The sequence below is a fragment of the Amycolatopsis lexingtonensis genome, from assembly GCF_014873755.1.
In the GTDB taxonomy this organism is placed as follows: Bacteria; Actinomycetota; Actinomycetes; order Mycobacteriales; family Pseudonocardiaceae; genus Amycolatopsis; species Amycolatopsis lexingtonensis.
In genome coordinates, this window is record NZ_JADBEG010000001.1 from 773,803 (window position 1) to 798,923 (window position 25,121).

Here is a 25,121-nt window from a genome sequence, read left to right on the forward strand (position 1 = left end):
TAGAGCGGAACTTGGCCCGATCCCAGATCCAATTATGGCTCCGTGGATTGGGCCAATGCTAGGGTCGCGCGATGGACTTCCACGTCAGCCTGGCCGGGCGTGGCGACCTGAGCGTCCGGATCTACCGCCAGCTGCGCGACGCCGTCCTCGACGGCAGGCTGCGGGCGGGGGAGCGGCTCCCGCCGACCCGCGAACTGGCGCGGCGGCTGGCGGTGTCGCGGAACACCGTCGCGGTGGCCTACGACCGCCTCACCGCCGACGGCTTCCTCACCGGCCGCGTCGGCGCGGGCACCTACGTCTCGGCTTCGCTGCCCGCCCCGCGGCCGCGTTCGGCACCTTCGGCGGCGGGCCCGCGGCCGAAGCCGGTGTGGCGATCCTTGCCGCCACCGGTCGCCGCTCCCACGCAGACACCCGCGTTCGACTTCCGCGTCGGCATCCCCGACGCCGCGCTGTTCCCCTTGGAGACCTGGCGGCGCTTCCTCGCCCGCGAACTCCGCGAGAGCGTCACCCACTACGCGGGCCCGGAAGGTCACCCGGCCCTGCGCGCGGCGATCGCCCGGCACGCCGGCGTTTCCCGTTCGGTGCGCGCGGGCGCGGACGACGTCCTCGTCACCCAGGGCGCGCAGCAGGCGCTGGACCTCCTGTGCCGCGTGCTGCTTTCCCCGGGCGACCGCGTCGCCGTCGAAGAGCCCGGTTACCGGCTGGCGAAACTGCTGTTCGCTTCGCACGGCGCCGAAGTCGTCGGCGTCCCGGTGGACGGCGAAGGCCTCGATGTCTCGGCGCTGCCGCCGCGCACGAAGCTGGTGTACGTGACGCCGTCGCACCAGTTCCCGCTCGGCACCCCGATGTCCCTGCCCCGGCGCACGGCGCTGCTGGCGTGGGCTGCGCGAGCGGACGCGCTCGTGGTCGAGGACGACTACGACAGCGAGTTCCGGTTCTCGGACCGGCCGCTGGAGCCGTTGCAGAGCCTGGACCGCGACGGGCGGGTGGCGTACGTGGGGTCGTTCTCGAAGACACTGCTCCCGATGCTGCGCTTGGGTTTCCTGGTCGCGCCGGCGTCGCTGCGGGAGGCGTTGTGCCATGCCCGGCAGCTGTCCGACTGGCACGGCGACCTGTCGGCGCAGGCGGCGCTGGCGCGGTTCATCGACGACGGTCTGTTCGCGCGGCACCTCCGCCGGGCGACGAAGGTGTACGCGGAACGGCATGAGCGTTTGGTGTCCACTTTGGACCGGGTGTTCGCCGGTCGGCTGCGGGTGGTTCCTTCGGCGGCGGGGTTGCACTTGTGCGCGTTGGCGGACGCCGACCTGGAGCCGATCGCCGCCCGGGCGGCGGCCGCGGGGGTGGCGGTGCAGACGCTTTCCGATCTGTGCGGCGGTTTTCCGTTACCCGGATTGGTGCTGGGTTACGGCTCGATCCCGGTGGAGAGGATCGACGATGGACTCGCGGCGCTGGACGCCGCCTGGGGTTCCACGTAATGGTCCGTGCGCCGCCGCGCCGTGATCAGCAGCCCGCCCAAGCAAGTTGCCGCCGCCGTCGCGACCACCACCAGCCAGCCGCGCCGGAAGTCCGTCAGATCGGGCGTCCCGGCGAAGACGGCCACCAGCACCGCCGTCCCCAATACCGTGCCGATCTGCCGCATCGTCGTCACCATCGACGATCCCGCGCCCCACCTCGCGGGCGGCAGGACCGTGCCCACCACTCCCGACAGGCTCGGCAGGATCAACCCCACCCCAACACCCGTCAACAACTGCCCCGGCAGCATCGACGCCGCGTAGTCCGGGGTCGCGCCCATCCGCAGCACCCAGATCAGCGCCCCCGCGCCGAACGACACGCCGCCGAGGGCGACCACCGGGCCCGGGCCGAAGCGGTGGACGAACCGGCCGCCGAGGATGGACACCGGGACCACCATCAGCGGGCCCGGGGCCAGCGACAGCCCCGCGATCAGGATCGAGTCGTGCCAGATCGACGTCAGGAACAGCACGTTGCCGAACAGCATCGCCGCGAAGCCGGCCGCGAACACGCCCGTCGTCGCGCACGCCAGCCACAGCGTCGGGACGCGCAGGGCCGGCAGGTCCAGCACCGGGACCGCGTGGCGCGCCGAGCGCAGCGGGACCCACGCCAGCGCCAGCGCCGCCACCGCGAACGCCGCCAGGACGCCCGCCGAGCCCCAGCCGTCGTCCGGGGCGGTGACCAGCGCGTAGGCCAGCGCGCCCACGCCGACGAGGAGCCCGGCCGCGCCGAGCAGGTCCGGGACGCCGGTCGACGTGTCCCGCGACTCGCGCAGCACCCGCGGGCCGGCCAGCAGCGTCGCCGCGCAGATCGGCAGGTTCACCAGGAACACCCAGCGCCAGGACGCCTCGACGAGCAGGCCGCCGACCGGCGGGCCGAGGGCCGCGGCCGCCGCGCCCACCGACGCCCAGACGCCCACCGCCAGCGGACGCCGGTGCGGCGGGAACGCCGTCAGCAGCAGGGCCAGCGACGTCGGCATCACGAGCGCCGCGCCGATCGCCTGCACCGCGCGGAAGAGGACGAGGACCGGGATCGACGGCGCCGCCGCGCAGGCGGCCGAGGCCAGCGTGAACACCGCGACGCCGGCGAGGAACAGCCGCTTGCGGCCGTAGCGGTCGGCCAGCCGCCCGGCCGGGGCCAGGCACGCGGCGAACAGCACCGTGTAGCCGTTGAGCACCCACGACAGCGTCGCCAGGTCGTCGCCGGGGAACGCGGCCCGGATGCCGGGGAAGGCGATGGTGACGATGAACGTGTCGAGGCTGGCCAGGAACGCCGCCGTCGAGACGACGAGCAGCACGAGGCCGGGCTTCGGCGCGGTGTCGGTCATGTCCCTCCTAGGTCCGAAAAAACAACCTAGCCGGATGACATGAGTTTCAACAAGAGACTGACCTGTTCGGAGCGACCCAGCTCACGCGGCGGCCCGCTCCTCCGCCCGCGCCTTGAGCGCCGCGAGGGTGTACTCGATCGACTCGACGTTGTAGCCGGGCCGGTCGGCGCGGCCGGTGACCCGCGGGCCCATGAACTTCCGCACGATCCAGCTGCCGATCCGGTACCAGTTCTCGGTCACCACGCAGCCGCCCGGATCCGGCGTCAGCACGTACTCCCAGTGCGAAACCCGCGAGCCGAACGGCGTCCGCACGTCGAAGGCGAACCGGCGCTCCGGCTCGAACGCGACCACCCGCACCCGCGTCCACCACTGCAGGGCGCCGTTCTCGTTGCGGCCGCGAAAGCGCGCGCCGAGGGCCGGGCCGGTGCCGTCGAGCCAGCGGCCGCCGACGTTCTCCGGGCTCAGCTCGCCCATCCGCGGCAGGTCGGTGACCCACGACCACACCGTGCCCGCGTCGGTAGGGACGGTGACGCTGCGCGAAATCGTCGGTTCCACCCTCTGACGGTGACAGCGTTGCGGGCGCCCGGGCAAGGCGTCCCGGCGTTGTCCGCAGCCCAGGAGAGCCCGCGTTGAAAAAACTCCCCGCGCCGGACCGGTTGCGGGTCCGACATTCTGGGTACCTGGCGCGCGGAGGAATATTGACACGGAGGGTGCGGTGGTCAGCGTGATCCCGATCGAGGTCGTGGGGATGGCCGTTCCGGTGCCGGGGGAGGCGCCCCTGATGTTGCTCCGCGAACCCGACGGCGCCCGCCGCTGGCTCGCCATCATGATCGGCTACGGCGAGGCCGAAGCCCTGGTGCGGGCGCGGGAACAGATCGCGCAGCCGCGCCCGGGCACGATCGAGCTGCTCGGCGACGTGCTCGCGGCGTTCGGCCAGGGCGTCGCCGCGGTCGAGCTGACCGAGGTGCGCGACGGCATCTTCTACGCCGACCTCGTGCTCGCCTCCGGCACCCGCGTGTCGGCCCGCCCCAGTGACGCGGTCGCGCTCGGCCTGCGCCAGGGCGCGCCGATCCGCGTCGCCGAAGAGGTGCTCGACGTCGCGTCCGTGCAGCTGGAGGTCGAGCAGGAGACCGAAGGGCCGGCCGCCGACGTGCTGGACACCGAGGCCGAGGTCGCCCGGTTCCGCGCCGAGCTCGACGGCCTGCGGCCCGAGGACTTCGACGACCTGTGAGCGCTCCGCTCCCTCCCGCCGGTACATTTCGCGGCGGGAGGGACGCCGATGCCGGACTTCGCCGCGGCCGTCGAGCCGCACCGCCGTGAGCTGCTGGCGCACTGCTACCGCATGCTCGGTTCGGTCCATGAGGCGGAGGACCTGGTGCAGGAAACCCTGGTCCGCGCCTGGAAAGCGTGGCCGGGCTACGACCCGGCGCGGGCTTCGGTGCGCACCTGGCTCCACCGCATCGCGACCAACGCCTGTCTCACCGCGCTCGAAGGGCGAGCGCGGCGCCCGCTGCCGTCCGGGCTCGGTCACCCCCGCGACGACCCGGCCGCGCCGCTGACGCCGTCGTTCGAAATCCCGTGGCTGCAGCCCTTTCCGGACGCGTCGGCGGACGACCCCGGCCGGGGCACGCTCCGGCTGGCGTTGCTGGCGGCGATGCAGACGCTCCCGCCGAAGCAGCGCGCGGTGCTGATCCTGCGGGACGTCCTGGAATTCAGCGCCGCGGAGGTGGCCGGGTTCCTCGACACCACCCCCGCGGCGGTCAACAGCGCGCTGCAACGGGCTCGCGCCGGCCTCGGCGGGGTGTCGGTGGAGGAGGTCGCCGAACCGGCCGACGCGGCGGTGGCCGCGGTCCTGGACCGGTACGTGCGGGCGTTCGAACGCGCCGACGTCGCCGGGCTGGTCGGGCTGCTGGCCGACGACGTCGTCATGGAGATGCCGCCGGTGCCGCTGTGGTTCCGCGGCCGCGACGACTACGGCCGGTTCCTCGAGCGGCTGTTCGCGATGCGCGGCCCGGACTGGCGGATGACGCGCACGTCGGCCAACGGCCAGCCCGCGCTGGTCGCCTACTGCCGCGACGACGCCGGGATCTACCGGCTGCACACCCTGCAGGTGTTCACCGTGACGAAAGCGGGCGTGGCGCACAACGTCGTGTTCGCCGATCCCGCCGTGCTGGCGGCGTTCGACCTTCCCGCGACTCAGCCGGCGGCGCGGGCCTCCGACGGGCGGCCGTAGGCGCCGCCGTCGTTGCTGCGCTGCAGCAGGCCTTCGTCGATCAGGTAGCGGCGCAGGGTCGCGTGGTCGTCGTGGACCATCACGAGCTTCTCCCGTACCTCCTGCTCGGTGTACAGGCGGCCGGGCTCGAACCGCTCGGCGAGGGTGGCCAGGAGCAGCTGCCGCCGCTTGCCCGAATGCGGGATCGTGACGAGCCTGCCGTGCCGGAACAGCCCGTCGAGCGGGTCGGCGGGGCCCTTCACGAGCGCTTCGCGGAAGACGCCGGGCACCGGGCGGTAGCGGTCGCCGTCCGCCGTCACCAGGCCCGCGTCGGTCAGCCGTCTGACGAGCTTGGCCGGGACCTCGCCCGCCGGCAGCCCTTCGGGCGCGGCGCAGATGCGGGCGAACAGCAGCAGCCGTTCGGGATCCGAGAGAGCGGAGACCAGTGCTTCCGGTGCGGCCATGGCCCGGAAGGTACCGGAAAACGCGGGCGCCGTCGTCGGCGAAAACTCGACAGGGTTACCTGATCAGTTTACCCTGTCGATATGGCTCCGAAAACGGTTCCCGCACCGGCGGTGGCGGCCGCGCAGACCTTGCGCGTGCTCGTCGGACGGCTGCGGCGGAAGATGATGGACGCGACGGAGGTCGGGGACCTGACGTCCGCGCAGGCCTCGGCGCTCGCCCGGCTCGCGAAGCTGGAGCCGGCGACGGCGAGCGTGCTGGCCGGCGCGGAGCGAGTCCGCCCGCAGTCGATGGCCGCGACGGTGGCCGCGCTGGAGAAGCTCGGCCTGGTCCGCCGTGAGGACGACCCCGAAGACGGTCGCCGCCAGCTCATCTTCTTCACCCCCGAAGGCCGCGCGTACGGCCGGGGAGCCCGCGCGTCGCGGGAGGAATGGCTGGCGCGGGCTCTCGCGGAGCGGCTCACGGAGGACGAACTGGCCGTCGTCACCGAGGCGCTCGCCCTGCTCGGCCGCATCGCCGAACCGTGACGACGCGCGAACGGGCGAAGGCCGGGTTCGACCGGAAACTGCTGGCCCCGCTCATTTCGGGTGCGGTGCTGAACCCGGTCAACTCCACGATCATCGCGGTCGCGCTGGTGCCGATCGGCGTGGCGTTCGGCCAGCCGGCGTCGGCGACCGCGTGGCTGATCTCGGCGCTGTACCTGGCCACGGCGGTCGGGCAGCCGGTCGTCGGGCGGCTGATCGACCGCTACGGCCCGCGGCGGCTGTTCCTCCCGGCGACGGCGCTGGTCGGGGCCGCCGGCGTGCTCGGAACCCTCGCGCCCAACCTCGGGGTGCTGATCGCCGCGCGGGTCGTCCTCGGCTTCGGCACCTGCGCGGGCTACCCGGCGGCGATGCGGCTCATCCGCGACGAAAGCGAGCGCACCGGCCGCGACAGTCCCGCGTCCGTGCTCACCGTGCTGGCGGTCTCGACCCAGACGATCTCGGTGCTCGGCCCGGCGCTGGGCGGGCTGCTGATCGACGTCGGCGGCTGGCGCGCGACCTTCGCCGTCAACATCCCGATCGCGCTGGCCGCTTTCGTCCTCGGCGCCCGCCGCTTCCCGAAGGCGCCGAAGCGCGCGTCGGCGGGCCGGTTCGACCTCGACTTCCCCGGCATGGCGCTGTTCGCCGGCACGCTCGTGGCACTGCTGCTGTTCCTGATGCACCCGGCCGCGGGGGAGTGGTACCTGCCCGTGCTCGCCGCCGCCGGTGCCGCGGGGTTCACCGTGCGCGAGCTGACCTGCGCGCACCCGTTCATCGACCTGCGGCTGCTCGGCCGCAACGGCCCGCTGCTGCGCACCTACGGCCGCGCGCTGCTCGCCTACGTCGTGGCGTACAGCTTCCTCTACGGCTACACGCAATGGCTCGAGCACGCCCGCGGCCTGTCGGCGGCCCAGACCGGGCTCGCGACGCTGCCGCTGTTCGCGACCGCGATCGTCGTGTCGCTCGTCAGCGGCCGCCGGGAAGCCGTGCGCGGCAAGCTGATCGTCGCCGGGCTCGGGCAACTCGCGGGCTGCGCGCTCCTCCTGGCGCTCGACGATTCGGCCGGGGTGTGGCTGCTCGTGGTGCTCGCGCTCGTGTCGGGGGTGCCGCAGGGGCTGAACAGCCTCGCGCTGCAGAACTCCGTGTACCGCCAGGCGAATCCCGCCGACATCGCCGCGTCCGCCGGGCTGCTGCGCACCTTCGGCTACCTCGGCGCGATCGTCTCTTCCGCGCTGCAAGGCGCTTTCTTCGGCCCCGCCGCCGAAACCGCCGGCCTGCACGGCTTCGCGCTGCTGCTCATCGGCATCGGCGTCGTGTTCCTGCTGCTGACCGTTTTCGACCGTGCCCTGACCAGAAACACCACCCGACCCGAGGACGAAGATGACCACGCTTGACCCGAACCGCACCACCCTGCTCGTGATGGACTACCAAGAGGGGATCCTCGGGCAGCTGCCCGATACGGGCCCGCTGCTCGACCGCGTCATCGCCGCCATCGACGACGTCCGCACGCGGGGCGGGCACGTCGGCTGGGTGCGCGTCGCGTTCGAAGACGCCGAATTCGACGCCATTCCCGAGACGAGCGTGTTCGCGGCCGTCGCCACCCCCGACCGCCGGGCCGCGATGCACGCGGACGCGCCCGGCACGCAGCTCCACGCCCGGCTCGCGCCGAAGGACGAAGACGTCCGGGTGCGCAAGATCCGCGTCGGCGCCTTCACCACCACCGACCTCGACCGGCAGCTGCGCGACCGCGGGATCACGACGCTCGTCCTCGCCGGGATCAGCACCAGCGGCGTCGTGCTGAGCACGGTCCGCGAAGCGATGGACCGCGACTACCGCGTCGTCGTCCTGCGCGACGCCTGCGCCGACCGCGAGGAGGCGACGCACGAGTTCCTCACCGGCACGCTGTTCCCGCGTACCTGCGTGGTCGTGGACGTGGCCGGGCTCGAGGAGCTCTGGGCCGCGCGGTAGGTTCCGCGGCGTGCCCCGTCCGACCGCGCCGGTGACCGTGCCCGAGGACGTCCTGCGCGTCTCGATCGTGGAGCGGCTCTTCGCCCGCGCGGACGACCCGCGGCCGCTCTACACCCACCAGGACCACACCCACGCCGCCGAGCACACGCTGACCTGGGCCGAGTTCGCCGCCCGGGTCCGCGTGGTGGCGGGGGAGCTGAGGCGGGCCGCCCAGCCGGGCGAGCGGGTCGCGATCCTCGCGGGCCAGGAGCTCGCCTACCCGCTCGCGTTCTTCGGCGCGCTGGCCGCCGGCCTCGTCGCGGTCCCGCTGATGGTGCCGTCGAACGCCACGCAGGCGGAGCGGCTCGCCGGGGTCCTGGCCGACTCCGGCGCGCGCGTGTGGCTGACGTCGTCGGCTGTGGCGGCGCGGCTGCCCGCGCACGACCACGTCGTCGTGGTGGACGAGCTGACCGGGCCGGGCGCCGATCCGGTGTTCGCCGACCCGGAGACACCCGCGTACCTGCAGTACACGTCGGGGTCGACACGTGAACCGGCCGGCGCGGTGATCCCGCACCGGGCGATCGTCGCCGCCTGCTGGCAGGGCAGCCAGGCTTACGCCGTCGACGAAGGCACGACCTGCGCGGGCTGGATCCCGTTCTTCCACGACATGGGCCTGATCCAGCTGCTGTGCCTGCCGGTGTTCGCCGGTGGCCGCGCGGTGTTCATGTCCCCGGCGGAGTTCGTTCACCGCCCGCGAAGGTGGCTGCGGCAGCTCGCCGACTACCCCGCCGTGTTCACCGCGGCCCCGAACTTCGCCTACGACCTCGCGGCGGACGCGGGCCCCGAGGACGGCCTGGACCTCTCGGACGTGCGGGTCGCCCTCAACGGCGCCGAACCCGTCCGCCCGGCCACGGTGGAGCGCTTCCTCGCGGTCTTCGGCCCGCACGGGTTCCGGCGCGAGGCGTACCGGCCGTCCTACGGACTCGCCGAAGCCACCGTGTACGTCGCGAGTGCCGGGCCGGAAGGGCCGCGCGGTGCCGTCTTCGACCGCGAGACCCTCGCGCAGGGGCAGGCCGTCGAAACCGTCGACGGGCAGGAACTCGTGTCCGTCGGGCGGCCGGTCGGGCAGCGGGTGCGGATCGTCCACGACGGACACGAGCAGCCCGAAGGCGCCGTCGGCGAGATCTGGATCCACGGCCCGAACGTCGCGACCGGGTACTGGGGGCGCGGCGACGCCTCCGCGTTCGGCGCCAGCCTCGACGGGCTCGGCGGCTGGCTGCGCACCGGCGACCTCGGCGTCGTGCACCGCGGCGACCTCTACGTCACCGGGCGGCTCAAGGACCTCATCGTCATCGACGGCCGCAACTTCCACCCGCAGGACATCGAGGCCGCGGCCGGGGAGGCCCACCCGGCGGTCCGGCGTGACCGCGTCGCCGCGTTCGGCGTGACCGACGACGACGGGGAGGGCGCGGTGGTGGTCGCCGAATGGGCCCGCGGCGCCGAGGCCGACGTCAAGGAAGTGACCCGGGCCGTGCTGCGCGCGGTGTCCGCCGAGCACGGCCTCACCCTCCGCACGGTACATCTGGTCCCTTCCGGTGGACTTCCGCGCACCTCCAGCGGGAAGGTCGCCCGGTCGGCCGCGAAGGCACGTTATGGTGGCGACCGTGGGTGATCACCGCGCCGAGGTCACGAAGGTCGTCAGCGAGACCTTCCGGCTCGACCCGGCCCTCGTCGAGCCCGACGCCCCCTTGGAGGAGCTGGGCATCGACTCGAAAGGCCGGATCAAGCTGCTGGCGGCGCTGGAGGTCTACTACGGCGTGACGATCGAGCTGGACCAGCTCGACCGGTTCACCGACGTGGGATCGGTGGCCGCCGTGCTCGCGGAAGCCCTGGGAACTGGCGGAGCTACAGGAGAGGCGCTGAAATGAGCGGCGGGGGGTACACCGCGACGACCGAGGCGTTGTCGACGGCCTCGAAGACGATCGGTGACCTGGCGGAAAACCTGCTGGACGACAACCCGGACCTGCAGAATTCGCAGGTGACCGCGGAGAAGTTCGGCCGGGCGCACGGCACCCACGCGACGAAGTACACCGCGGGCGCGCAAGCGCTGTGGGCCGCGGTCTCCGGCTACAGCAGCACGCTGGGGTCGTTCGGCACCAACCTCGGCACCGCCGGGTCGAGCTACGGCGCCAACGAAGACAACCAGGCCGGAGCGATCAACAACGCCGGGAGCGGTCTCTGATGGCGGACGAGAAGAAGAAGTGGTCCGACGTCAAGGCGCTGCTGGACGACCCGAGCGTCCCCGCGCCGCAGAAGAGCGCGCTGATCAGCAGCTGGCTGCGGGAAAACCCGCCACCGCCGCCGTTCCTGGCCGACCAGGAACCGGACGACATCAAGCAGAAGCGGCAGGAAGCCGAGAAGTACGCGAACGCGTACAACGCCAACCCGCTGTTCGCCGGGCAGTCGGTCGACGAAGCCTTAGACAAGGCCAAGCAGAGCGGCGACCAGAACTCCTACAACGAAGACCAGGAAAAGAAGGCCGTCGACGAGGGCAAGTCGAAGCTCGACGGCACCCAGCCGCCCGCGACCGGTGACGACGGGAGCACCAGCGGGACGAAGACGTCCGACGAGATCTTCGACGCCGCCGCGCCCGCGCTGAAGCTGTTCGAGACGTTCGGCTCGCTGCTGGCGAAGATCCCGGACGACTGCCGCGGCAACACCCGCGCGCTCGACCTCGACAAGGACATCCGCGCGCCGTTCGACGAGCAGCGCGGCATCAGCTTCGCGGACTTCATGGCCGACGCCGCGCACTTCAAGCGCGGTTCGGAGACGGTCGACCGGACCGTGCAGGACACCGGCTCGCAGCTGGGCACCCTGTACCAGACCTGGAGCGGCGCGGGCGCCGACGCGGCGTCCGACACCTACAACGACAAGATCCAGCCCAAGGCCGCCAAGCTGTCCCAGACGCTCGGCAACGCCAGTGAGGCCACGAAGAACACCGCCACCACGGTGTTCCAGCTGTGCAAGGGCAAGGCCGACGCCGTCATCGGGATGTACACCGACCTGGTCGGCAAGGCCGACTACACGATGGCGCAGAAGGTCGTCGCGGTCGCCAGCGGCGAGCACGGCAACGAGCAGGACCTGGCCCAGATCGCGGGCTGGATGGACCTCAACTTCGGCACCAACCTGGTCAAGACCCTCAACGACCAGGGCTGCTGCGACGGCGACGAGATCAAGAAGCACGGCCAGGACCTGGCCAAGCAGTGGATCCAGAACCAGTTCAACCCCGACATGTGGGACCGGCTGTACAAGGGCTTCGAGAAGACCTGCAAGGACACGAAGGACCTCGTCGACCAGGCCTACGACGCTCTCGACAAGGTCATGGGCGGGATCAAGAACGAGTTCGAGGGCGTCTCGATGCCCGGTGGTTCGGGCAGCGGCGGATCCGGGGGCTCCGGCACGGCCGGCGGCTCGGGCGGCGGCCAGGGTGGCTCGGGCGGCGGGTCCGGCTCTGGTGGGTCCGGCGGCGGGTTCGGGTCCGGCTCGGGCGGCGGGTCTGGTTCGGGTAGCGGCTCGGGCGGTTCGGGTGACGGGTTCGGATCCGGCTCGGGCGGTTCGGGCGGTGGCTCCGGTTCGGGGTCCGGTGGTTCGGGAAGCGGCGGGGGCGGTGGCCCGGTGCCGTCGATCCCCGACACCGGCTCGGGGTCCGGCACGCCGGGCGCGGGGGTCGGCGGTGGCTCCGGCACCGACCTGCCCAGCGGCGCGGACGGCGGTTCCGGCAGCGGCTCGGGCGGAGGTTCGGGCAGCGGCTCCGGGGCGGGCGGCGGTGGCTCGATCCCGCCGATCCCCGAGGGGTCCGCCGGTGGCGGTTCCGGTTCGGGTGGCGGTTCCGGTTCGGGCGGCGGCGGTGACGACGGCGCGGCCCAGGCGGAGGCGGCCAAGCAGCAGGCGGCCCAGGCGGCGGAGGAAGCCAAGCAGAAGGCCGCGGACGCGCTGAAGGAGTTCAGCGGTCCCGGCATCCAGACCGATTCCGGCGCCGGCGCGGGCAGCCTCGGTGGCGGCTCGGGTTCGGGTGGCGGTTCGGGCTCGGGCGCGGGTTCCGACGACACCTCGCCGTCGTCGACGCCACCCCCGTCCGCGAGCGGCCAAGACGCCGCGGCCGCGGCCGCCGAAGCGGCCAAGCAGAAGGCCGCGGACGCGTTGAAGGAGTTCAGCGGTCCCGGCATCCAGACCGACGACGGCGCCGGTGGCCTCGGCGGCGGTTCCGGTTCGGGCGGCGGCGACTCGGGCTCGGGCTCGGGTGACGACGGCAAGGCCGCGGCCGAGCAGGCGGCGGAAGACGCCAAGAACAAGGCGGCCGACGCGCTCAAGGGCCTCGACGGCGACCCGATCAAGACCGAGCCGGGCGGCACCGGCCTCGACACCGACGGCGACGGCAAGCCCGACAGTCTCCTCGGCGACGGCAAGGACACCGACGGCGACGGCAAGCCGGACGCCAAGGGCGACGACGACCCCGACGTTCTCAAGGTCAAGCAGGGCGACAAGACCTTCGAGATGACCGAGCCGGACCACGACGGCAAGATGGACATCAAGGTCGGCGACGGGCCCGGCGACCCGAAGGACTTCAAGCTCGACTGGTCGGGCGACGGCAAGTCCGCCGACGGTCCACAAGGGACGGACGACGACTGCTACCGCCCGGGCCCGGACGGCAAGATCCACATCCAGGACGGCGACCTGAAGATCACCGCCGAGCGGCCCGATGGCGCGGACGGCCCGACGGTCGTCACCGTCGACGACGGCACCGGGAAGCCGACGACCTACACCCTCGGCGAGGACGGCAAGCCCTCGGACGCGCTCGGCGACACACCGTCGAAGAAGCTCGACGACGACCTGCCCACCCACCGCGGCACCCTCGACGACCTCAAGCCCCACGGCGGCGACGACCTCAAGCCCCACGGCGGCGACGGCGCCGGTGCACACGGGGGCGGGGGCGGCGGTGCGCACGGTGGCGGGATCGGCGGCGGTGCCCACGTAACCGGCGCGGGCTTCGAGGCGGGCGGCGCGGGACTCGGCGACTCGCCGGTGTCCGGCGGCGCGCACACCGGCGCCGGGGCCGCGCAGCCGCAGCCCGCGGGGGCGTTCGCACCCGCGGCCGCCGGGGCGAGCGGGGCCGCCGGTTCGTCGATGGCCGGGATGCCGGGCATGGGCGCGATGGGCGGCCACGGCGCCGGCGGCGGGGACACCGAACGCAAGTCGCCCGCCTACCGGATCGAAGGCGCGGTCTTCGACAACCTCGGCGAGCCCGGGCGCCGGATCATCGGCTCGCTCAACGACGACGAAGACCCGCCGTCCGCCCGCCGGACCTGGTGAGGAGAGGCATGAGCGACATCGACGGGATGAAGGCGGAGCTGGACGGCCTCGTCCGCGAGCAGGCCGATCGACGTGCCTTGCGCGAACAGCAGGGCGAGGAGATCAAGGCCCGCTCGCAGGAGTACATGACCAAGCAGGTCCAGGCGGCCGAGCGGTACGTGCAGCACATCCGCGAGGTCGCGCAGCGCAAGACGAAGTCCGGCTGGAGCACCGACCGCTCGCACGCCGAGCCGGCCTCCGCCTTCGACGCGGAGGAGTATCCCGGCCCCGGCGGGTTCGCGCCGTCGGCCCCGGTCCCGCGGCCGGTCCGGGACGAGCCTCGGCACGCCCGCCGTCCCCGGGCCGCCGTCGAGGAGGAAGAGGACTTCAACAACCCCTGGTGACCGGCGTCCAGACGTCGACGGCGATCTCGCCGAACCGTTCGGTGTAGGTCCCGCGCAGCAGCTGCCGGAGTTCCGCTTCGAACTCCGGCAGCCGGTCGCCGAACAGGTGGGGTGCCGCGCTGGACAACGAGAAGACGCTGTCGACGACCTCGTCCGCGGTGCGGGTGACCGCTTGCCCGGGGACCTCGAATCGCCTCGGCCCGGTGAACCCCGCGGCGCGGTAGATGTCCGCTTCACCGCCGGCGGTGCCACCGGGCAGGGCGCCCCGGCCGGCCCGCCGCACCGGGCCGAGGTACTTTCGCACCAGCTCGGTGATCGCCGCCCGCGGGACGGTTCCTTCGGCGCCTTCGTGCGTCGTCGCGTGGACGTGGGCGAGGACGCCGCCCGGCGCCAGCATCCCGCGCGCCGCCGCGGCCACCCGCGGCCGGTCCAGCCAGTGGAACGACTGCGCGAACGTCACCAGCCGGAACTCCCCGAGCCCGGCCGGCAGCGCTTCGGCCCGCCGGTGCACCCACCGGCAGCTCCCGGAGCCGAGCCGGGCGGCCTCGCGGAGCATGTCCGCGTCCGCGTCGAGCCCGACCGCTTCGGCGAAGTACGGCGCCAGCACCAGCGTCAGCGAGCCCGGTCCGCAGCCGACGTCGAGCAGCCGCCCGGTGCCGTCCAGCCCCAGCTCGGCGGCGAACGCCGCGCCGAGCGCCGCCGGGTACGGGAGCCGGCCGCGGACGTAGTGCGCGGCGCTGCCGGCGTACAGCGTCTCGTCCCACTCCCAGGTCACGCGCCGAGCGTAGGCCGGCCGGTCCCGGATACTCGGTGTCATGGACGCGAATTGGTGGCGGGACGCCGTGGTTTACGAAGTCTACGTACGCAGCTTCGCCGACTCGAACGGCGACGGCACCGGCGATCTCGCCGGGCTGCGCTCCCGGCTGGGGTACCTGGCCGAACTCGGGATCGACGCCGTGTGGACCACGCCGTGGTACCGCTCGCCGATGGTCGACGGCGGGTACGACGTCGAAGACCACCGCGAAGCCGACCCGTTGTTCGGCAGCGACTACGACGTGCCGGAACTGGTCGCCGAAGCGCACCGGCTCGGGCTGCGGGTGCTGATCGACGTCGTGCCGAACCACACCTCCGACCGCCACCGCTGGTTCCGGGCCGCGCTGGCCGCCGGTCCCGGCGCCCCCGAACGCGCGCGCTACCACTTCCGGCCGGGCCGCGGCCCCGGCGGCGAGCTGCCGCCGACCGACTGGCGCAGCGTCTTCGGCGGGCCCGCCTGGACCCGCGTGGCCGACGGCGAGTGGTACCTGCACCTGTTCGCGCCGGAGCAGCCCGACCTGAACTGGGACCACCCCGAGGTCCGCGCCGAATTCGAAGACCTGCTGCGGTTCTGGTTCGCCCGCGGGGTCGACGGCGTCCGCATCGACGTCGCCCACGGCCTGCTCAAGGACCCGGCGTTCCCCGACCTCGGCGCCGACGAGGAGGAGATCGCGCAGCCGCCGGACCGCAGCCGGCACCCGCACTGGGACCTCGACGGCGTGCACGACATCTACCGCGCGTGGCGGAAGGTCGCCGGCGAGTTCGGCCCGGACCGGGTGTTCGTCGCCGAGGCGTGGGTCGACCGGCCGGACCGCCTCGCCCGGTACGTCCGCCCCGACGAGCTGCACACCGCGTTCAACTTCGACTTCCTGCGCTGCGACTGGGACGCCGCCGCGCTGCGCGAGGTGATCGACCGGACGCTCGAAGCCCTCGGCGCGGTCGGCGCGCCCGCGACCTGGGTGCTGTCCAACCACGACGTCGTCCGGCACGTGACGCGCTTCGGCGACCTGCGCCGGGCCCGGGCCGCGGCGCTGCTCATGCTCGCCCTGCCCGGCGGCGCCTACCTGTACCAGGGTGAGGAGCTGGGGCTGGAGGAGGTCGAGGACCTGCCCGAGGAGGTGCTCGCCGACCCGACGTGGGAACGTTCCGGCCACACCCGCCGCGGCCGCGACGGCTGCCGCGTGCCGCTGCCGTGGTCGGGCTCGGCGCCGCCGTTCGGCTTCACCGGCGGCGACGCGCCGACGTGGCTGCCGCAGCCCGCCCACTGGGGGAAGCTGACCGCCGAGGCGCAGGCGGCGGACCCGGATTCGATGCTCCGCCTGTACCGCGCGGCTCTCGCCCAGCGCCGGGAACACCCCGCGCTGGGCGACGGGACGCTGACGTGGCTGCCCGCCCCGGACGGCGTGCTGTCCTTCACGCGCGAGCCGGGGTTCGGGTGCGTGGTGAACCTGTCCGCCGAGCCGTACGCGCTGCCGGACGGCGCGCGGGTGCTGCTCGCGAGCGGTCCGCTCGACGACGGCCGCGTGCCGCCGGACGGCGCGGTGTGGCTCGCCGGGAGTTGACCGGGCACCACCCGGAAGAGTGGGCTGGAGCGGTGTGAACGCGGGCGCGGCGGGGTAACCGGTCGCGTCCGCCGTACCCCGACCGAGCCGGAGGTCCTCCGATGCCCGTGCGCACCGTCGCCCCGCCCGCCACCGACGTCGTCGGCCTGGCGCTGGAAGTCCTTGCGGCCCAAGGGTTGAACCGGACGGCCGCGCACGCGGCCCTGGTGTCGATGGCGCGGGAGCGGGGCCTGCCGCTGACGCGCTGCGCGGCGCTCGTCGTGGCCGCGGTCGACGGGCAGGTGGGCTGATGGCCGTCGCCGGAGGGTTTTCGAAGGCCGGGAACGGCGAGACGGCTTCGGTCGGCGGGGGAGTGCTGCTCGCCGTCGGGCTGGTCGTCGCGTTCTTCGGCTGGTGGTCGTGGTGGACGGTGGCAGGGCTCGCGCTGGCCGCCGCCGGTGCGGTGTGGCTCACGGTCGCGGGCCGGCGCGAGTAACCCGCCGGTTACGGGGAAAGCCTGCCGCAACCGAATGAGGGAGGCTTTCCGTGCCGGACCACGAAGAAGACGTCATCGAGCTGCTGCAGCGCCAGCACCGGGAGATCCGCGAGCTGTTCGCCGGGCTCGAAACAGCCGAAGGCGACTTGCGCCAGGACCTGTTCCACGACCTCGTGCGGTTGCTCGCGGTGCACGAAACCGCCGAGGAACTGGTGGTGCACCCCGAAATCCGCGACCTCGAGCCGGCGGCGGTGCCGGTCGTCGAGGCGCGGCTCGGGGAGGAGCACCGGGCCAAGGAGCTGCTGACGACGCTGCAGAAGATGGGGCCCGAGGCCGACGGCTTCGACACGCTGCTCGTGCAGCTGCGCGACGACGTGCTCGCGCACGCCGAGCACGAGGAGCGGGAGGAGTTCCCGCTGCTGCGCGCCCACCGGCCGCCGGAACGGCTGCGCGCGATGGCGGCGACGGCCAAGGTGGCCGAAGCGGTGGCGCCGACGCGGCCGCACCCCGGCGTCGAGAGCGCCAAGGCAAACCTGCTGCTCGGCCCGCCGGCGGCGATCGCGGACCGGGTGCGCGACCTCATCCGCGGCGCGCTGGGCTGACACCGGGAGCGACTGGGTACCCCGTCTCCATGGCAGCCGCCCCGGGCCGCAAACTGCGGCGTTACCAGGAGATGCGCGACTTCGGGCGCACCGCGGAGCCGTCCGGCGGGGCTGCGGCCGCGCCGGACGGGCACCGGTTCGTCGTGCAGCGCCACCGCGCGCGCCGGCTGCACTACGACTTCCGGCTCGAGCTCGGCGGCGTCCTGGTCAGCTGGGCGGTGCCGAAGGGGCCGACCCTGGACCCGAAGGCCCGCCGGCTGGCCGTGCACGTCGAAGACCACCCGGTCGAGTACGCCGACTTCGAAGGCGTGATCCCGCACGGCGAATACGGCGGCGGGGACGTCATCGTCTGGGACCGCGGCGAGTGGCGGCCGGTCGACGCCGACCCGGCGAAGGCGATCGAGGACGGCACCCTGCACTTCGACCTGGACGGCGAGAAGCTGGCCGGCCGGTTCGTCCTGGTCCGCACGAACCGCGGGGAGAAGGACCAGTGGTTCCTGCTGCACAAGCAGGATGAACACGCCCAAGCCGGCTGGGACGCCGAAGACCACCCGCGGTCGGTGAAGAGCGGCCGCACCAACGACGAGGTGGCGGCCGCGCCCGACGCGTTGTGGCACGGCGACCGGCCGGCCGGCGAGGCGGAGGAGGCGGTGGGCTTCCCGGCCGCGACCGACGCCGAACTGGCCGCCCTCGACGCGCTCGGCGCGAAGGGCAAGTGGTCGGTCGCGGGCCGGGAGCTCGCCCTGACGAACCTGGACAAGGTCCTCTTCCCGGCGGCGGAGGGCGAGCCGGTGACGAAGCGGGACCTCATCCGCTACTACGCCACCGTCGGGCCGGTGATGCTGCCGTACCTGGCGGGCCGCCCGCTCAACACCCAGCGCTTCCCGCAGGGCGTGACCGAACCCGGCTTCTGGCAGAAGGAAGTCCCGCGGCACGCGCCCGAATGGCTGACGACCTGGCACAACGAGCGCGCCGAGCCGGGGGAGAGCCGGCGGTACGTCGTGGCGGACAGCGTCGCGACCCTGGCGTGGCTGGCGAACTACGGTGCCCTGGAGCTGCACGCCTGGACGTCCCGCGCGGCGGACGTCGACCACCCGACGTGGGTGCTGTTCGACATCGACCCCGGCCCGGAGACGACGTTCGCCGAGGTCGTGGAGCTGGCGCGGCTGCACCGCACCGCGCTCGAGCACTTCGGCCTGACCGGGCGGCCGAAGGTGACCGGGCAGCGCGGGATCCAGGTGTGGGTGCCGATCGCGGCGCACTGCACGTACGAGCAGACCCGCGCGTGGGCCGAAACCGTGTCGAAGACGATCGGGCGGGTGCTCCCGGACCTGCTCAGCTGGGCGTGGACGAAGGACAAGCGCCGCGGGCGGGCGCGGCTCGACTACACGCAGAACGTGCTGAACAAGACGCTGGTCGCGCCCTACAGCGTGCGGCCGCGGCCCGGCGCGCCGGTTTCGGTGCCGCTGGAGTGGGACGAGCTGGACGACCCGGAGCTGGCCCCGGACCGGTGGACGGTCCGGGACGTCCCGGACCGGCTGGCCGAGCGCGGTGACCCCTTCGCGGCGCTGCTGGGTCTCGAACAGCGCTTGCCCGGTCTGTAGCCGCGCGTCTTGAATGAGTCATTCAGGACCTCCGGTGACCTGAATGACTCATTCAAGACCTTTGCCGGCCGCGCGGGTCAGGCGTGGACCGTCTCCAGCCGCCGGGGTTGCAGCCGCTCGAGGTCGGGGCGGGACAGGCGGGGGCGCCCGCCCGCGTGCTCGGTCGTCGCCGCGGCCGCCGCGACGGCCAGGCTCGCCGCCGTCTCCAGCGGGTGGCGGCGGGTGAGCGCGGCGGTCAGGGCCGCAACCAGCGCGTCCCCGGCGCCGGCCGGGTCGACGACGTCGGTCTCGACGTGCGGCACGAACCAGGTGCCCTCCGGCCCGGCGAAGAGGTTTCCTTCCGCGCCCACTTCCAGCACGACCAGCGACGGCCCGCGCCGCCGGAGCTCGGCGGCGGCCCGGGCGGCCGCGGCGACGTCGGGCACCGGCTGCCCGGTGAGCAATTCGGCGTCCGGGCCGTCCGCGCACACGACGTCGGCGAGGGCGAGCAGGTCCGGGGTGAGTTCGTCGTCCCGCGGTGCGCCGTCCAGCACCACGCGGGTGCCCGCGGTGTGCGCCAGCCGCGCCGCCAGTAACGCGACGGCGGCGGGCTGCCGCAGCTGCACGATGAGGGACCCGGCGGCCGAGATCGGCGCCGACGCCGCGAAGACGTCGGTCTCGGTGAGCAGCGTCGCGTCCGGCTCGTCCCCGAGCCGCGCGGTCTCGGCGCTCGCGCGGCGGACGACGTGCGACGTGCCGATCCGGCCGGCTCTGGCCTGGGCGAGCAGCGAATCGCCCGCGCGGTCGCGGCCGACGACGCCGACCAGCGCCACCGACGTCCCGAGCTGGCTCAGGGCGAGGGCCTGGTTGGCGCCCTTCCCCCCGAGCAGATCCTGGCGGTCGCGGGCGATCTGCCCGACGACCACGACCTCGCTGAACATCACCGGTACCGCCGGTCGGTCATGGTGCCCTCCTCGGGTCCACCGCCGGGATACCCGCCCGCGAGGGGCCGGAAAACCGCTCGTTCGGGTTGTGCGGCGCCCCGGTGCGTCCGGCCGATGGATGTGGACGAGGACGTCTTGCGGTAAATCAAGAAGCGGAACACGGGTGGAGGTGTCGGTGACCGAAACGCTGGCGAACGCGGCCGACCGGTGGAAGCCGCTGACCGAGCTGCTGCAGGCGCTGCTCGAACGGATCGCCGTCGAGGTGCCGGGGTGCCTCGGCGCGGCGCTGACCGTCAGCCAGGGCGACCGCCCGCCGCGGGTGCTGGCCGCCGCGGGCGTCGCCGAGCACCTCGTGCCCGCGCACCTGGCGCACGGCGGCCCGGTCGCCGTCGCGGCCGCCACCGGCGAGCCGGTCACGACGGACGACCTCTTCGGCGACCCACGCTGGCCGGAGCTGACCCGGGACGCCGTGTTCGCGGACGTCCGCTACGACGCGGTCCGCGGCGCGGTCGCGCTCCCGGGGTACTGGGACGACAGCGGGATGTTCGTGCTGTCGGCGTCGCTCGACCGGCCGCCCGGCCCCGGTCCGCTCGCGATCCTGCGGCGGTACGAGAAGCTCACCGAGCTGACCCTGGTGGTGGCCGAGACCGCCACCGCGGGGGATCCCGACCAGATGCTGGAACTGCTGGCTTCCCGCGCCGCCATCGAGCAGGCGAAGGGCGCGATCATGGCCGTCCGGCGGTGCCCGCCCGACGAGGCCTGGCAGACGCTGCGCCGGGCGAGCCAGGAGTTCAACGTCAAGGTCCGCGAGCTGGCCGTCGCCCTGGTGGAGCACGTCGGCGGCGTGGCCGTGTCGCAGCCCGAAGGCACGCCCGAGATCCGCCCCGGCGAGCCGGCCCACCGCGCGGCCGAACGGCTCTGGTCGGCGTTCACCGCGAAATAGAGCGTTTCCCGGCCGGCGGTTTGGGTACCAAGACCCCGTCGTTGATCACCCGTCGCGTCGCCGGCCCGCCCGGCGCGGAAGGCCTGCCGAACCCGTGTCCCCCACTCCACCGGTCCCGACCCGGTCCGCGCCCCTCACGGCGCGCCGGACGGCGTACCGCCCCGGTCTCCTCGTGCTGACCTTCGCCGGCGAGATCGACGCGCTGACCCTGCCGATCCTCGAGCGCGAACTGCGCTCGGCCCCACCGGGGACGACGGTGGCGGATCTGACCCACGTGGCGTTCGTCGGCTTGGCCGGCGCCCGCGCCCTGGCCGCGGCCGCGGCGCGCGCCGACGCCGAAGGCCGCCGGTTCTGCGTGGTCGCGAACAGCCGCACGCTCGCCCGGCTGTTCCGGGTCACGGGGCTGGCGGCGGGGGTCCCGATGTTCGCGTCGTTGTCCGACGCGCTGCGCGAGCTGCTGGCCACGGGCGTCCACGGCGCGGCCGGCTGACCACGGCTGCCTGGGGCGCCGCAGGCTTCAGCGGGGCACCCAGCGGGCCACCAGCACACCCGCGTCGTGCCGCAGCTCGTCGCCGTGGCTCAAGACCGCCCGGGTCAGGCGGCGGGCGATCTCCGGCGGCAGCTCGCCGGGGTCAGCACCGAGCTGCGCCGCGATCCGCGCGCGGCCGAACGGCTCCCCGGCCGCATCCCGCGTATCGCCGACCCCCCGCGAGCACAACGCCACCAGATCACCAGGCTCAAGGCGAGCTTCCACCACCGGCCCACCACCGCCCCCGAACCCCGCCGCCGCGGACCCCACCGCAGGCAGAACCTCACCGCCCCGGACGAGCAGCGGCGCGGGATGCCCGGCGGCCAGCCACCGCAGTACTCCCGTCCGCACGTCCAGCTCGGCAAGCACCCCCGTCACAGCAGGCCCCGCCCCGACCTCGGCGCCGACCGCCGCGAACTGCCCGGCGAGAGCGGCTCCGTCGTGACGCGCGGCGCGGTAAGCGGCGAGCGCAGTCACCACGGCCGTATACGCACCCCCAGCGCGCGGGCTCGCGTCGAACAGCGCGAGCTGCGCCCGGTTCTCCGAAAGTGCGTAGTCGAACACGGTGCCGCAAAGGTCATACGCCGGCTGGACGCTCGCGCCGACCACGACACTCTCCGTAGCCCCGGTGAGCGGCGGCAGGCTCTGCCACAGCAGCTCGGCGGGGGAACTGCGCTGCCGCCGCCGTCGTCGCGCGTCGAGGCCGTCGCCGTACTGGGTCGTCACGGTGACGAGGTGGCCGAGCAGCGTGGCCAGCCAGCGGCACTGCTCCTGCAGCACCACGTCGTCCGGGTCGGCGCCGTCCGCCGGGACGATTTTCAGCACGCCGAGGCGTTCCACGCCGTCGAGCAGGATCGTCCACAGCACCGGCGCGGGTCCGTCGCGCGCCACGGTGGTGCCGGCGTGGCGGAACACCTCGCCGGCCAGCGTGGTCTCGATGTCGAACTCGGCGGCGCCCGGGCGCAGCGGCACGAGCGTCCGCTGGTCGTAGTCGGCCAGGTAGACGTCGATCGCCAGGTCGAGGGCGCGGCCCGCCTCGGCGACGACGGCGGGGAGCCGCTCGGGCGGGGCCCGGTGCGCGCCTTCGAGCAGGTCGACCAGCGCCCGCAGCGGGCCGTGCAACGGCTTGCCGTCGCGGGCGGGGTGGCTGTAGGGCGCGCGGGCCGGGCCGGTCAGCTCGTCGAGCCGCTCGTTGACGGCGTGGGCGAGCATGTCGCGGTCCACCCTCGGCAGCGTGGTCAGGCCGTTCAGGTAGGCGTCCAGCTCCAGCAGGCTGAGGCTGCCGCCGAGCGCGAAGTACCGCACCCACAGCTGTTCCAGCGTCAGCTCGCTCCGGGGGAAGCAAGCCGCGAGCCGGCGCCGCTGCTCCTCTTCGGGCAGGAAGCGCATGCGTGGTCACCCCTCCCGGGAGGCCGGAGCGACGAGCTCCGCGGCGGTCTCGGCCGGGGTGCGGCCGCGGGCGCGCGCCAGCGCCAGCAGGCGGCCGAAGGCGGTGTCCTCGTCGAGACCGTCGCGGCCCATCAGGAAGCCCTTCGCCATGGTGATCCGGTCGCGGTCGCGGAGGGTGTCCTTGAACCGGTCGCTGTACCGGGCGGCCCGCGCGTAGGCCCGTGCGTTCGCGACCAGCACGGCGGCGCGCTCGGCGAAGGTCACCAGCGCCCGTTCGTCGACCGGCCCGAACGCGCCGGGCGTCGTCGCGTAGACCTTGATGGCGCCGTGGCAGCCGTCTTCCGTGCTCATCGGGGCCGAGAGCACCGAGCGCAGCCCGGAGCCGGCCGCCGCGGCGCACCACCGCGGCCAGCGCCGTTCGGTGGTGACGTCGCCGATCCGGATCGGCGCGCACTCGCGCAGCGCGGCGAGGCACGGCCCTTCGCCCAGGTCGTACTGCAGGGTGTCCGCGGCGCTCACGAGCGGTGCCGACGCACTGGTCGTGGTGAGGCCGCCGGCGCCGTCGACGAGCGTCACCCCGGCCCCCGCGGCGGCGCGGATCGTCGACCCCGCCAGCGAAACGATCAGCTCCAGCACCGAATCCACCGTCTCGCGCGAAAGCAGCAGCCCCGACATCCGCGCGGCGACCACGGCGAGCTCGCCGTCCAGCGGCAGCTCGCCGGAAGAGGCCTCACCCAGCGACATGCCGCCGGGTTACCAATCCGCGGGCGTCGGCAAACGTGCCGGGACATGGTCCGGGGTGAAACGGGTACCCGGTTTTTCCGCGCCCGACCGGGAGGAGCCGAAATGGAGCCCGCCGCGACGCCTTCGCCGCTGTTCGACGAGGTCACCGGTGCACTGGAAGCCCTGACCGCCGTCCTGCAGGAGGAGGACGACTTCAGGATCCTGCTGCGGCACGTGTGCCTGCAGGTGCGCCACGCCGTCCCCGGGGTGGACGAGGCGTCGATCACGCTGGTGACCGGGGAACGGCCGCACACCGCGACGGCGACCAGCGACGTCGTGAGCGAGCTCGACGCCGATCAGTACCGCCTCGGCGACGGCCCGTGCCTCGAGGCGGTCCGCAGCGGCAAGATCGTGCGCACGGCGGTGTCCGACGCGGTCGAGCGCTGGCCGGCCTTCGCCCGCGGGGCCGAGGAGGCGGGGTTCTCCAGCTTCCTCGCCGCGCCGCTGGTGGCGGACGAGCAGTTCTCCGGCGCGGTCAACTGCTTCGGGCGGCAGGGCGACGGCTTCGCGGAGATCGAAGCGCAGCGGCTCGAGCTCTACACGGCGGCGGTCGAGGCGATCCTGCGCGTGTACCACCGGTACCTGCTGGCGCGGGACACGGCGGAGAACCTCCGCACCGCGCTGACCTCCCGCGCGGTGATCGACCAGGCCAAGGGCATGCTGATGGCGATCCGCCAGATCGACGCCGACGACGCGTTCGCCTTGCTGGTGGACCAGTCGCAGCGCGAGAACACGAAACTGCGCGAAGTCGCGGAGCGCTTCGTGGCTCGCGTGGTGTCCGGCGGCGTCACGCCCTGACCGGTACCTTGGTGGCGTGGCGGGCAGCCGGATCACGGTGCGGGTGGGCGAACGGCAGCTGACGCTCTCCAACCTCGAGAAGGTCCTCTACCCGCGCCACGGGTTCACCAAGGGCGAGGTGCTCGACTACTACACGCGGATCGCGCCCCTGCTGCTGCCGCACATCCGCGACCGGGCGATGACGTTCGTGCGCTTCCCCGACGGCGTCGACGGCGGCTCCTTCTTCGAGAAGGACGTCTCGCGGCACGCCCCCGAGTGGGTCCGCACCGCGCGCCTGACCGTCGGCGGCCGGGGCGGCGATCCCGAGGTCGTCGCCTACCCGCTGATCAACGACCTGCCCGAGCTCGTGTGGGCGGCCAACCTCGCCGCGCTCGAACTGCACGTCCACCAGTGGACCGTCGGCCCCGGCGACGAGCGGAGCACGCCGGACCGGCTGGTGTTCGACCTCGATCCCGGTCCCGGTGCGACGGTCGTCGACTGCTCCCGGGTCGCCGAGCGCCTCCACGACGTCCTCACCGGACACGGGTTCACGCCGGTGGCGAAAACGAGCGGCGCCAAGGGCATGCAGGTCTACGCCGGTGTCGAGACCGACGACCCCGGTGCGCCGTCGCGGTACGCGAAAGCGCTGGCGGAGCGGCTCGCGGCCGAGACGCCGGACCTCGTCGTGGCTCGTATGACGAAAAATCTGCGTCCCGGCAAGGTTTTCATCGACTGGAGCCAGAACAACCCGTTCAAGACCACGGTGGCGCCGTACTCGCTGCGCGGGCGCGACGAGCCGACGGTGTCCACCCCGGTCACCTGGGACGAGGTGCGCGCCTGCCGGCACGTTTCGCACCTCCGGTTCACCGCCGAAGAGGTCTTGACGCGGGTCGGCGAGACCGGAGATCTTTTCGCGGATCTGGGCCGCACCCGGGTTCCCATTCCTGCGTTCGGCTGAATTTCGGAAACCGCAATTCCGGGGCCGGTGCG

The 25,121-nt window shown here is 73.5% G+C and carries 27 protein-coding genes; 20 read left to right on the forward strand and 7 right to left on the reverse strand.

Annotation, left to right across the window (positions count from 1 at the left end):
* Nucleotides 1–71 precede the first annotated feature (71 nt).
* Complete coding sequence (pdxR, locus tag H4696_RS03605; RefSeq protein ID WP_086861835.1) at nt 72–1,475, forward strand: MocR-like pyridoxine biosynthesis transcription factor PdxR; 1,404 nt, start codon at nt 72–74, stop codon at nt 1,473–1,475.
* On the opposite strand, the gene H4696_RS03610 is transcribed toward pdxR, so the two are convergent.
* Both H4696_RS03610 and H4696_RS51115 read right to left on the reverse strand, forming a co-directional pair.
* A complete protein-coding gene (locus H4696_RS03610) occupies nt 1,403–2,836 on the reverse strand; it encodes an MFS transporter (protein WP_086861836.1) in 1,434 nt (477 codons plus the stop codon). The genes pdxR and H4696_RS03610 overlap by 73 nt on opposite strands.
* An 81-nt stretch (nt 2,837–2,917) precedes the next feature.
* The gene (locus tag H4696_RS51115) at nt 2,918–3,391 is read right to left on the reverse strand and encodes an SRPBCC family protein (RefSeq protein ID WP_086861837.1); all 474 of its coding nucleotides are present in this window, start codon (nt 3,389–3,391) and stop codon (nt 2,918–2,920) included.
* A gap of 160 nt (nt 3,392–3,551) precedes the next feature.
* On the opposite strand from H4696_RS51115, the gene H4696_RS03620 reads away from it, so the two are divergent.
* Complete coding sequence (locus H4696_RS03620) at nt 3,552–4,067, forward strand: bifunctional nuclease family protein (protein ID WP_086861838.1); 516 nt, start codon at nt 3,552–3,554, stop codon at nt 4,065–4,067.
* A gap of 48 nt (nt 4,068–4,115) precedes the next feature.
* Nucleotides 4,116–5,069 carry a sigma-70 family RNA polymerase sigma factor gene (locus H4696_RS03625; protein WP_086861839.1) on the forward strand — a complete coding sequence of 318 codons (954 nt, stop codon included), beginning with the start codon at nt 4,116–4,118 and terminating at the stop codon, nt 5,067–5,069.
* Here the strand turns inward: H4696_RS03625 and H4696_RS03630 are convergent.
* Nucleotides 5,033–5,512, reverse strand: a complete 480-nt coding sequence (locus tag H4696_RS03630) for a DUF2087 domain-containing protein (RefSeq protein ID WP_086861840.1) — start codon at nt 5,510–5,512, stop codon at nt 5,033–5,035. The genes H4696_RS03625 and H4696_RS03630 overlap by 37 nt on opposite strands.
* An 81-nt stretch (nt 5,513–5,593) precedes the next feature.
* Here H4696_RS03630 and H4696_RS03635 point away from each other — a divergent pair, with 81 nt between their 5' ends.
* Genes H4696_RS03635 through H4696_RS03670 form a run of 8 tightly spaced genes read left to right on the forward strand, consistent with a single transcriptional unit; the run spans nt 5,594 to nt 13,731 of the window.
* Nucleotides 5,594–6,037 (forward strand): MarR family winged helix-turn-helix transcriptional regulator, encoded by a 444-nt coding sequence (locus H4696_RS03635; protein WP_086861841.1) that lies wholly within the window; start codon nt 5,594–5,596, stop codon nt 6,035–6,037.
* The gene (locus H4696_RS03640) at nt 6,034–7,425 is read left to right on the forward strand and encodes an MFS transporter (RefSeq protein ID WP_249027054.1); all 1,392 of its coding nucleotides are present in this window, start codon (nt 6,034–6,036) and stop codon (nt 7,423–7,425) included. Before H4696_RS03635 ends, H4696_RS03640 begins: the two co-directional genes overlap by 4 nt.
* Complete coding sequence (locus H4696_RS03645) at nt 7,412–7,999, forward strand: cysteine hydrolase family protein (RefSeq protein WP_086861843.1); 588 nt, start codon at nt 7,412–7,414, stop codon at nt 7,997–7,999. Before H4696_RS03640 ends, H4696_RS03645 begins: the two co-directional genes overlap by 14 nt.
* A gap of 10 nt (nt 8,000–8,009) precedes the next feature.
* On the forward strand, nt 8,010–9,650 hold the full coding sequence (locus tag H4696_RS03650; RefSeq protein WP_086861844.1) for a fatty acyl-AMP ligase: 1,641 nt from the start codon (nt 8,010–8,012) through the stop codon (nt 9,648–9,650).
* Nucleotides 9,643–9,906 carry an acyl carrier protein gene (locus tag H4696_RS03655; RefSeq protein ID WP_191984048.1) on the forward strand — a complete coding sequence of 88 codons (264 nt, stop codon included), beginning with the start codon at nt 9,643–9,645 and terminating at the stop codon, nt 9,904–9,906. Before H4696_RS03650 ends, H4696_RS03655 begins: the two co-directional genes overlap by 8 nt.
* On the forward strand, nt 9,903–10,220 hold the full coding sequence (locus H4696_RS03660) for a hypothetical protein (protein WP_086861846.1): 318 nt from the start codon (nt 9,903–9,905) through the stop codon (nt 10,218–10,220). The genes H4696_RS03655 and H4696_RS03660 overlap by 4 nt, the downstream gene beginning before the upstream one ends.
* The gene (locus tag H4696_RS03665) at nt 10,220–13,348 is read left to right on the forward strand and encodes a WXG100 family type VII secretion target (protein WP_192782045.1); all 3,129 of its coding nucleotides are present in this window, start codon (nt 10,220–10,222) and stop codon (nt 13,346–13,348) included. The genes H4696_RS03660 and H4696_RS03665 overlap by 1 nt, the downstream gene beginning before the upstream one ends.
* An 8-nt stretch (nt 13,349–13,356) precedes the next feature.
* Complete coding sequence (locus H4696_RS03670) at nt 13,357–13,731, forward strand: hypothetical protein (RefSeq protein WP_086865055.1); 375 nt, start codon at nt 13,357–13,359, stop codon at nt 13,729–13,731.
* Here the strand turns inward: H4696_RS03670 and H4696_RS03675 are convergent.
* Complete coding sequence (locus H4696_RS03675) at nt 13,715–14,506, reverse strand: class I SAM-dependent methyltransferase (RefSeq protein WP_249027259.1); 792 nt, start codon at nt 14,504–14,506, stop codon at nt 13,715–13,717. The genes H4696_RS03670 and H4696_RS03675 overlap by 17 nt on opposite strands.
* A 40-nt stretch (nt 14,507–14,546) precedes the next feature.
* Between H4696_RS03675 and H4696_RS03680 the strand changes: the two genes are divergently transcribed.
* From H4696_RS03680 to ligD (H4696_RS03700), 5 genes are all read left to right on the forward strand, one after another.
* The gene (locus tag H4696_RS03680) at nt 14,547–16,106 is read left to right on the forward strand and encodes a glycoside hydrolase family 13 protein (protein WP_086865053.1); all 1,560 of its coding nucleotides are present in this window, start codon (nt 14,547–14,549) and stop codon (nt 16,104–16,106) included.
* A gap of 101 nt (nt 16,107–16,207) precedes the next feature.
* Nucleotides 16,208–16,396 carry a hypothetical protein gene (locus tag H4696_RS03685; protein ID WP_086865052.1) on the forward strand — a complete coding sequence of 63 codons (189 nt, stop codon included), beginning with the start codon at nt 16,208–16,210 and terminating at the stop codon, nt 16,394–16,396.
* Nucleotides 16,396–16,581, forward strand: coding sequence for a hypothetical protein (locus H4696_RS03690; protein WP_086865051.1), 186 nt, complete (start codon nt 16,396–16,398; stop codon nt 16,579–16,581). Before H4696_RS03685 ends, H4696_RS03690 begins: the two co-directional genes overlap by 1 nt.
* Nucleotides 16,582–16,631: 50 nt before the next feature.
* Nucleotides 16,632–17,183 carry a hemerythrin domain-containing protein gene (locus H4696_RS03695; RefSeq protein ID WP_086865050.1) on the forward strand — a complete coding sequence of 184 codons (552 nt, stop codon included), beginning with the start codon at nt 16,632–16,634 and terminating at the stop codon, nt 17,181–17,183.
* Between the two features lie 29 nt (nt 17,184–17,212).
* Nucleotides 17,213–18,787 (forward strand): non-homologous end-joining DNA ligase, encoded by a 1,575-nt coding sequence (ligD, locus tag H4696_RS03700; protein WP_192782046.1) that lies wholly within the window; start codon nt 17,213–17,215, stop codon nt 18,785–18,787.
* 77 nt (nt 18,788–18,864) lie between these two features.
* On the opposite strand, the gene H4696_RS03705 is transcribed toward ligD (H4696_RS03700), so the two are convergent.
* On the reverse strand, nt 18,865–19,707 hold the full coding sequence (locus H4696_RS03705; protein ID WP_086865704.1) for a PfkB family carbohydrate kinase: 843 nt from the start codon (nt 19,705–19,707) through the stop codon (nt 18,865–18,867).
* A 178-nt stretch (nt 19,708–19,885) separates the two neighbouring features.
* Here H4696_RS03705 and H4696_RS03710 point away from each other — a divergent pair, with 178 nt between their 5' ends.
* Nucleotides 19,886–20,653 carry an ANTAR domain-containing protein gene (locus H4696_RS03710; protein WP_086865706.1) on the forward strand — a complete coding sequence of 256 codons (768 nt, stop codon included), beginning with the start codon at nt 19,886–19,888 and terminating at the stop codon, nt 20,651–20,653.
* 94 nt (nt 20,654–20,747) lie between these two features.
* The gene (locus H4696_RS03715; RefSeq protein WP_192782047.1) at nt 20,748–21,143 is read left to right on the forward strand and encodes an STAS domain-containing protein; all 396 of its coding nucleotides are present in this window, start codon (nt 20,748–20,750) and stop codon (nt 21,141–21,143) included.
* A gap of 27 nt (nt 21,144–21,170) precedes the next feature.
* Here the strand turns inward: H4696_RS03715 and H4696_RS03720 are convergent, their stop codons facing one another.
* Together H4696_RS03720 and H4696_RS03725 are read right to left on the reverse strand one after the other, a co-directional pair.
* Entirely contained in the window at nt 21,171–22,571 is a 1,401-nt protein-coding gene (locus tag H4696_RS03720) for a PP2C family protein-serine/threonine phosphatase (protein WP_192782048.1), read from the reverse strand.
* Nucleotides 22,572–22,577: 6 nt separating this feature from the next.
* The gene (locus H4696_RS03725; protein WP_086861884.1) at nt 22,578–23,315 is read right to left on the reverse strand and encodes a GAF and ANTAR domain-containing protein; all 738 of its coding nucleotides are present in this window, start codon (nt 23,313–23,315) and stop codon (nt 22,578–22,580) included.
* A 102-nt stretch (nt 23,316–23,417) separates the two neighbouring features.
* Between H4696_RS03725 and H4696_RS03730 the strand changes: the two genes are divergently transcribed.
* A complete protein-coding gene (locus H4696_RS03730) occupies nt 23,418–24,152 on the forward strand; it encodes a GAF and ANTAR domain-containing protein (RefSeq protein WP_086861883.1) in 735 nt (244 codons plus the stop codon).
* Nucleotides 24,153–24,168: 16 nt separating this feature from the next.
* Nucleotides 24,169–25,089 (forward strand): non-homologous end-joining DNA ligase, encoded by a 921-nt coding sequence (gene ligD, locus H4696_RS03735; RefSeq protein WP_169735035.1) that lies wholly within the window; start codon nt 24,169–24,171, stop codon nt 25,087–25,089.
* Nucleotides 25,090–25,121: the final 32 nt, after the last annotated feature.

What these genes read in the sequence shown, in the direction of transcription:
- pdxR (WP_086861835.1), top strand. Translation starts at nt 72, where the DNA reads ATGGACTTCCACGTCAGCCTGGCCGGGCGTGGCGACCTGAGCGTCCGG.
- H4696_RS03610 (WP_086861836.1), bottom strand. Translation starts at nt 2,836, where the DNA reads ATGACCGACACCGCGCCGAAGCCCGGCCTCGTGCTGCTCGTCGTCTCG.
- H4696_RS03625 (WP_086861839.1), top strand. Translation starts at nt 4,116, where the DNA reads ATGCCGGACTTCGCCGCGGCCGTCGAGCCGCACCGCCGTGAGCTGCTG.
- H4696_RS03630 (WP_086861840.1), bottom strand. Translation starts at nt 5,512, where the DNA reads ATGGCCGCACCGGAAGCACTGGTCTCCGCTCTCTCGGATCCCGAACGG.
- H4696_RS03635 (WP_086861841.1), top strand. Translation starts at nt 5,594, where the DNA reads ATGGCTCCGAAAACGGTTCCCGCACCGGCGGTGGCGGCCGCGCAGACC.
- H4696_RS03645 (WP_086861843.1), top strand. Translation starts at nt 7,412, where the DNA reads ATGACCACGCTTGACCCGAACCGCACCACCCTGCTCGTGATGGACTAC.
- H4696_RS03660 (WP_086861846.1), top strand. Translation starts at nt 9,903, where the DNA reads ATGAGCGGCGGGGGGTACACCGCGACGACCGAGGCGTTGTCGACGGCC.
- H4696_RS03665 (WP_192782045.1), top strand. Translation starts at nt 10,220, where the DNA reads ATGGCGGACGAGAAGAAGAAGTGGTCCGACGTCAAGGCGCTGCTGGAC.
- H4696_RS03670 (WP_086865055.1), top strand. Translation starts at nt 13,357, where the DNA reads ATGAGCGACATCGACGGGATGAAGGCGGAGCTGGACGGCCTCGTCCGC.
- H4696_RS03680 (WP_086865053.1), top strand. Translation starts at nt 14,547, where the DNA reads ATGGACGCGAATTGGTGGCGGGACGCCGTGGTTTACGAAGTCTACGTA.
- H4696_RS03685 (WP_086865052.1), top strand. Translation starts at nt 16,208, where the DNA reads ATGCCCGTGCGCACCGTCGCCCCGCCCGCCACCGACGTCGTCGGCCTG.
- H4696_RS03690 (WP_086865051.1), top strand. Translation starts at nt 16,396, where the DNA reads ATGGCCGTCGCCGGAGGGTTTTCGAAGGCCGGGAACGGCGAGACGGCT.
- ligD (WP_192782046.1), top strand. Translation starts at nt 17,213, where the DNA reads ATGGCAGCCGCCCCGGGCCGCAAACTGCGGCGTTACCAGGAGATGCGC.
- H4696_RS03705 (WP_086865704.1), bottom strand. Translation starts at nt 19,707, where the DNA reads ATGTTCAGCGAGGTCGTGGTCGTCGGGCAGATCGCCCGCGACCGCCAG.
- H4696_RS03720 (WP_192782048.1), bottom strand. Translation starts at nt 22,571, where the DNA reads ATGCGCTTCCTGCCCGAAGAGGAGCAGCGGCGCCGGCTCGCGGCTTGC.
- H4696_RS03725 (WP_086861884.1), bottom strand. Translation starts at nt 23,315, where the DNA reads ATGTCGCTGGGTGAGGCCTCTTCCGGCGAGCTGCCGCTGGACGGCGAG.
- H4696_RS03730 (WP_086861883.1), top strand. Translation starts at nt 23,418, where the DNA reads ATGGAGCCCGCCGCGACGCCTTCGCCGCTGTTCGACGAGGTCACCGGT.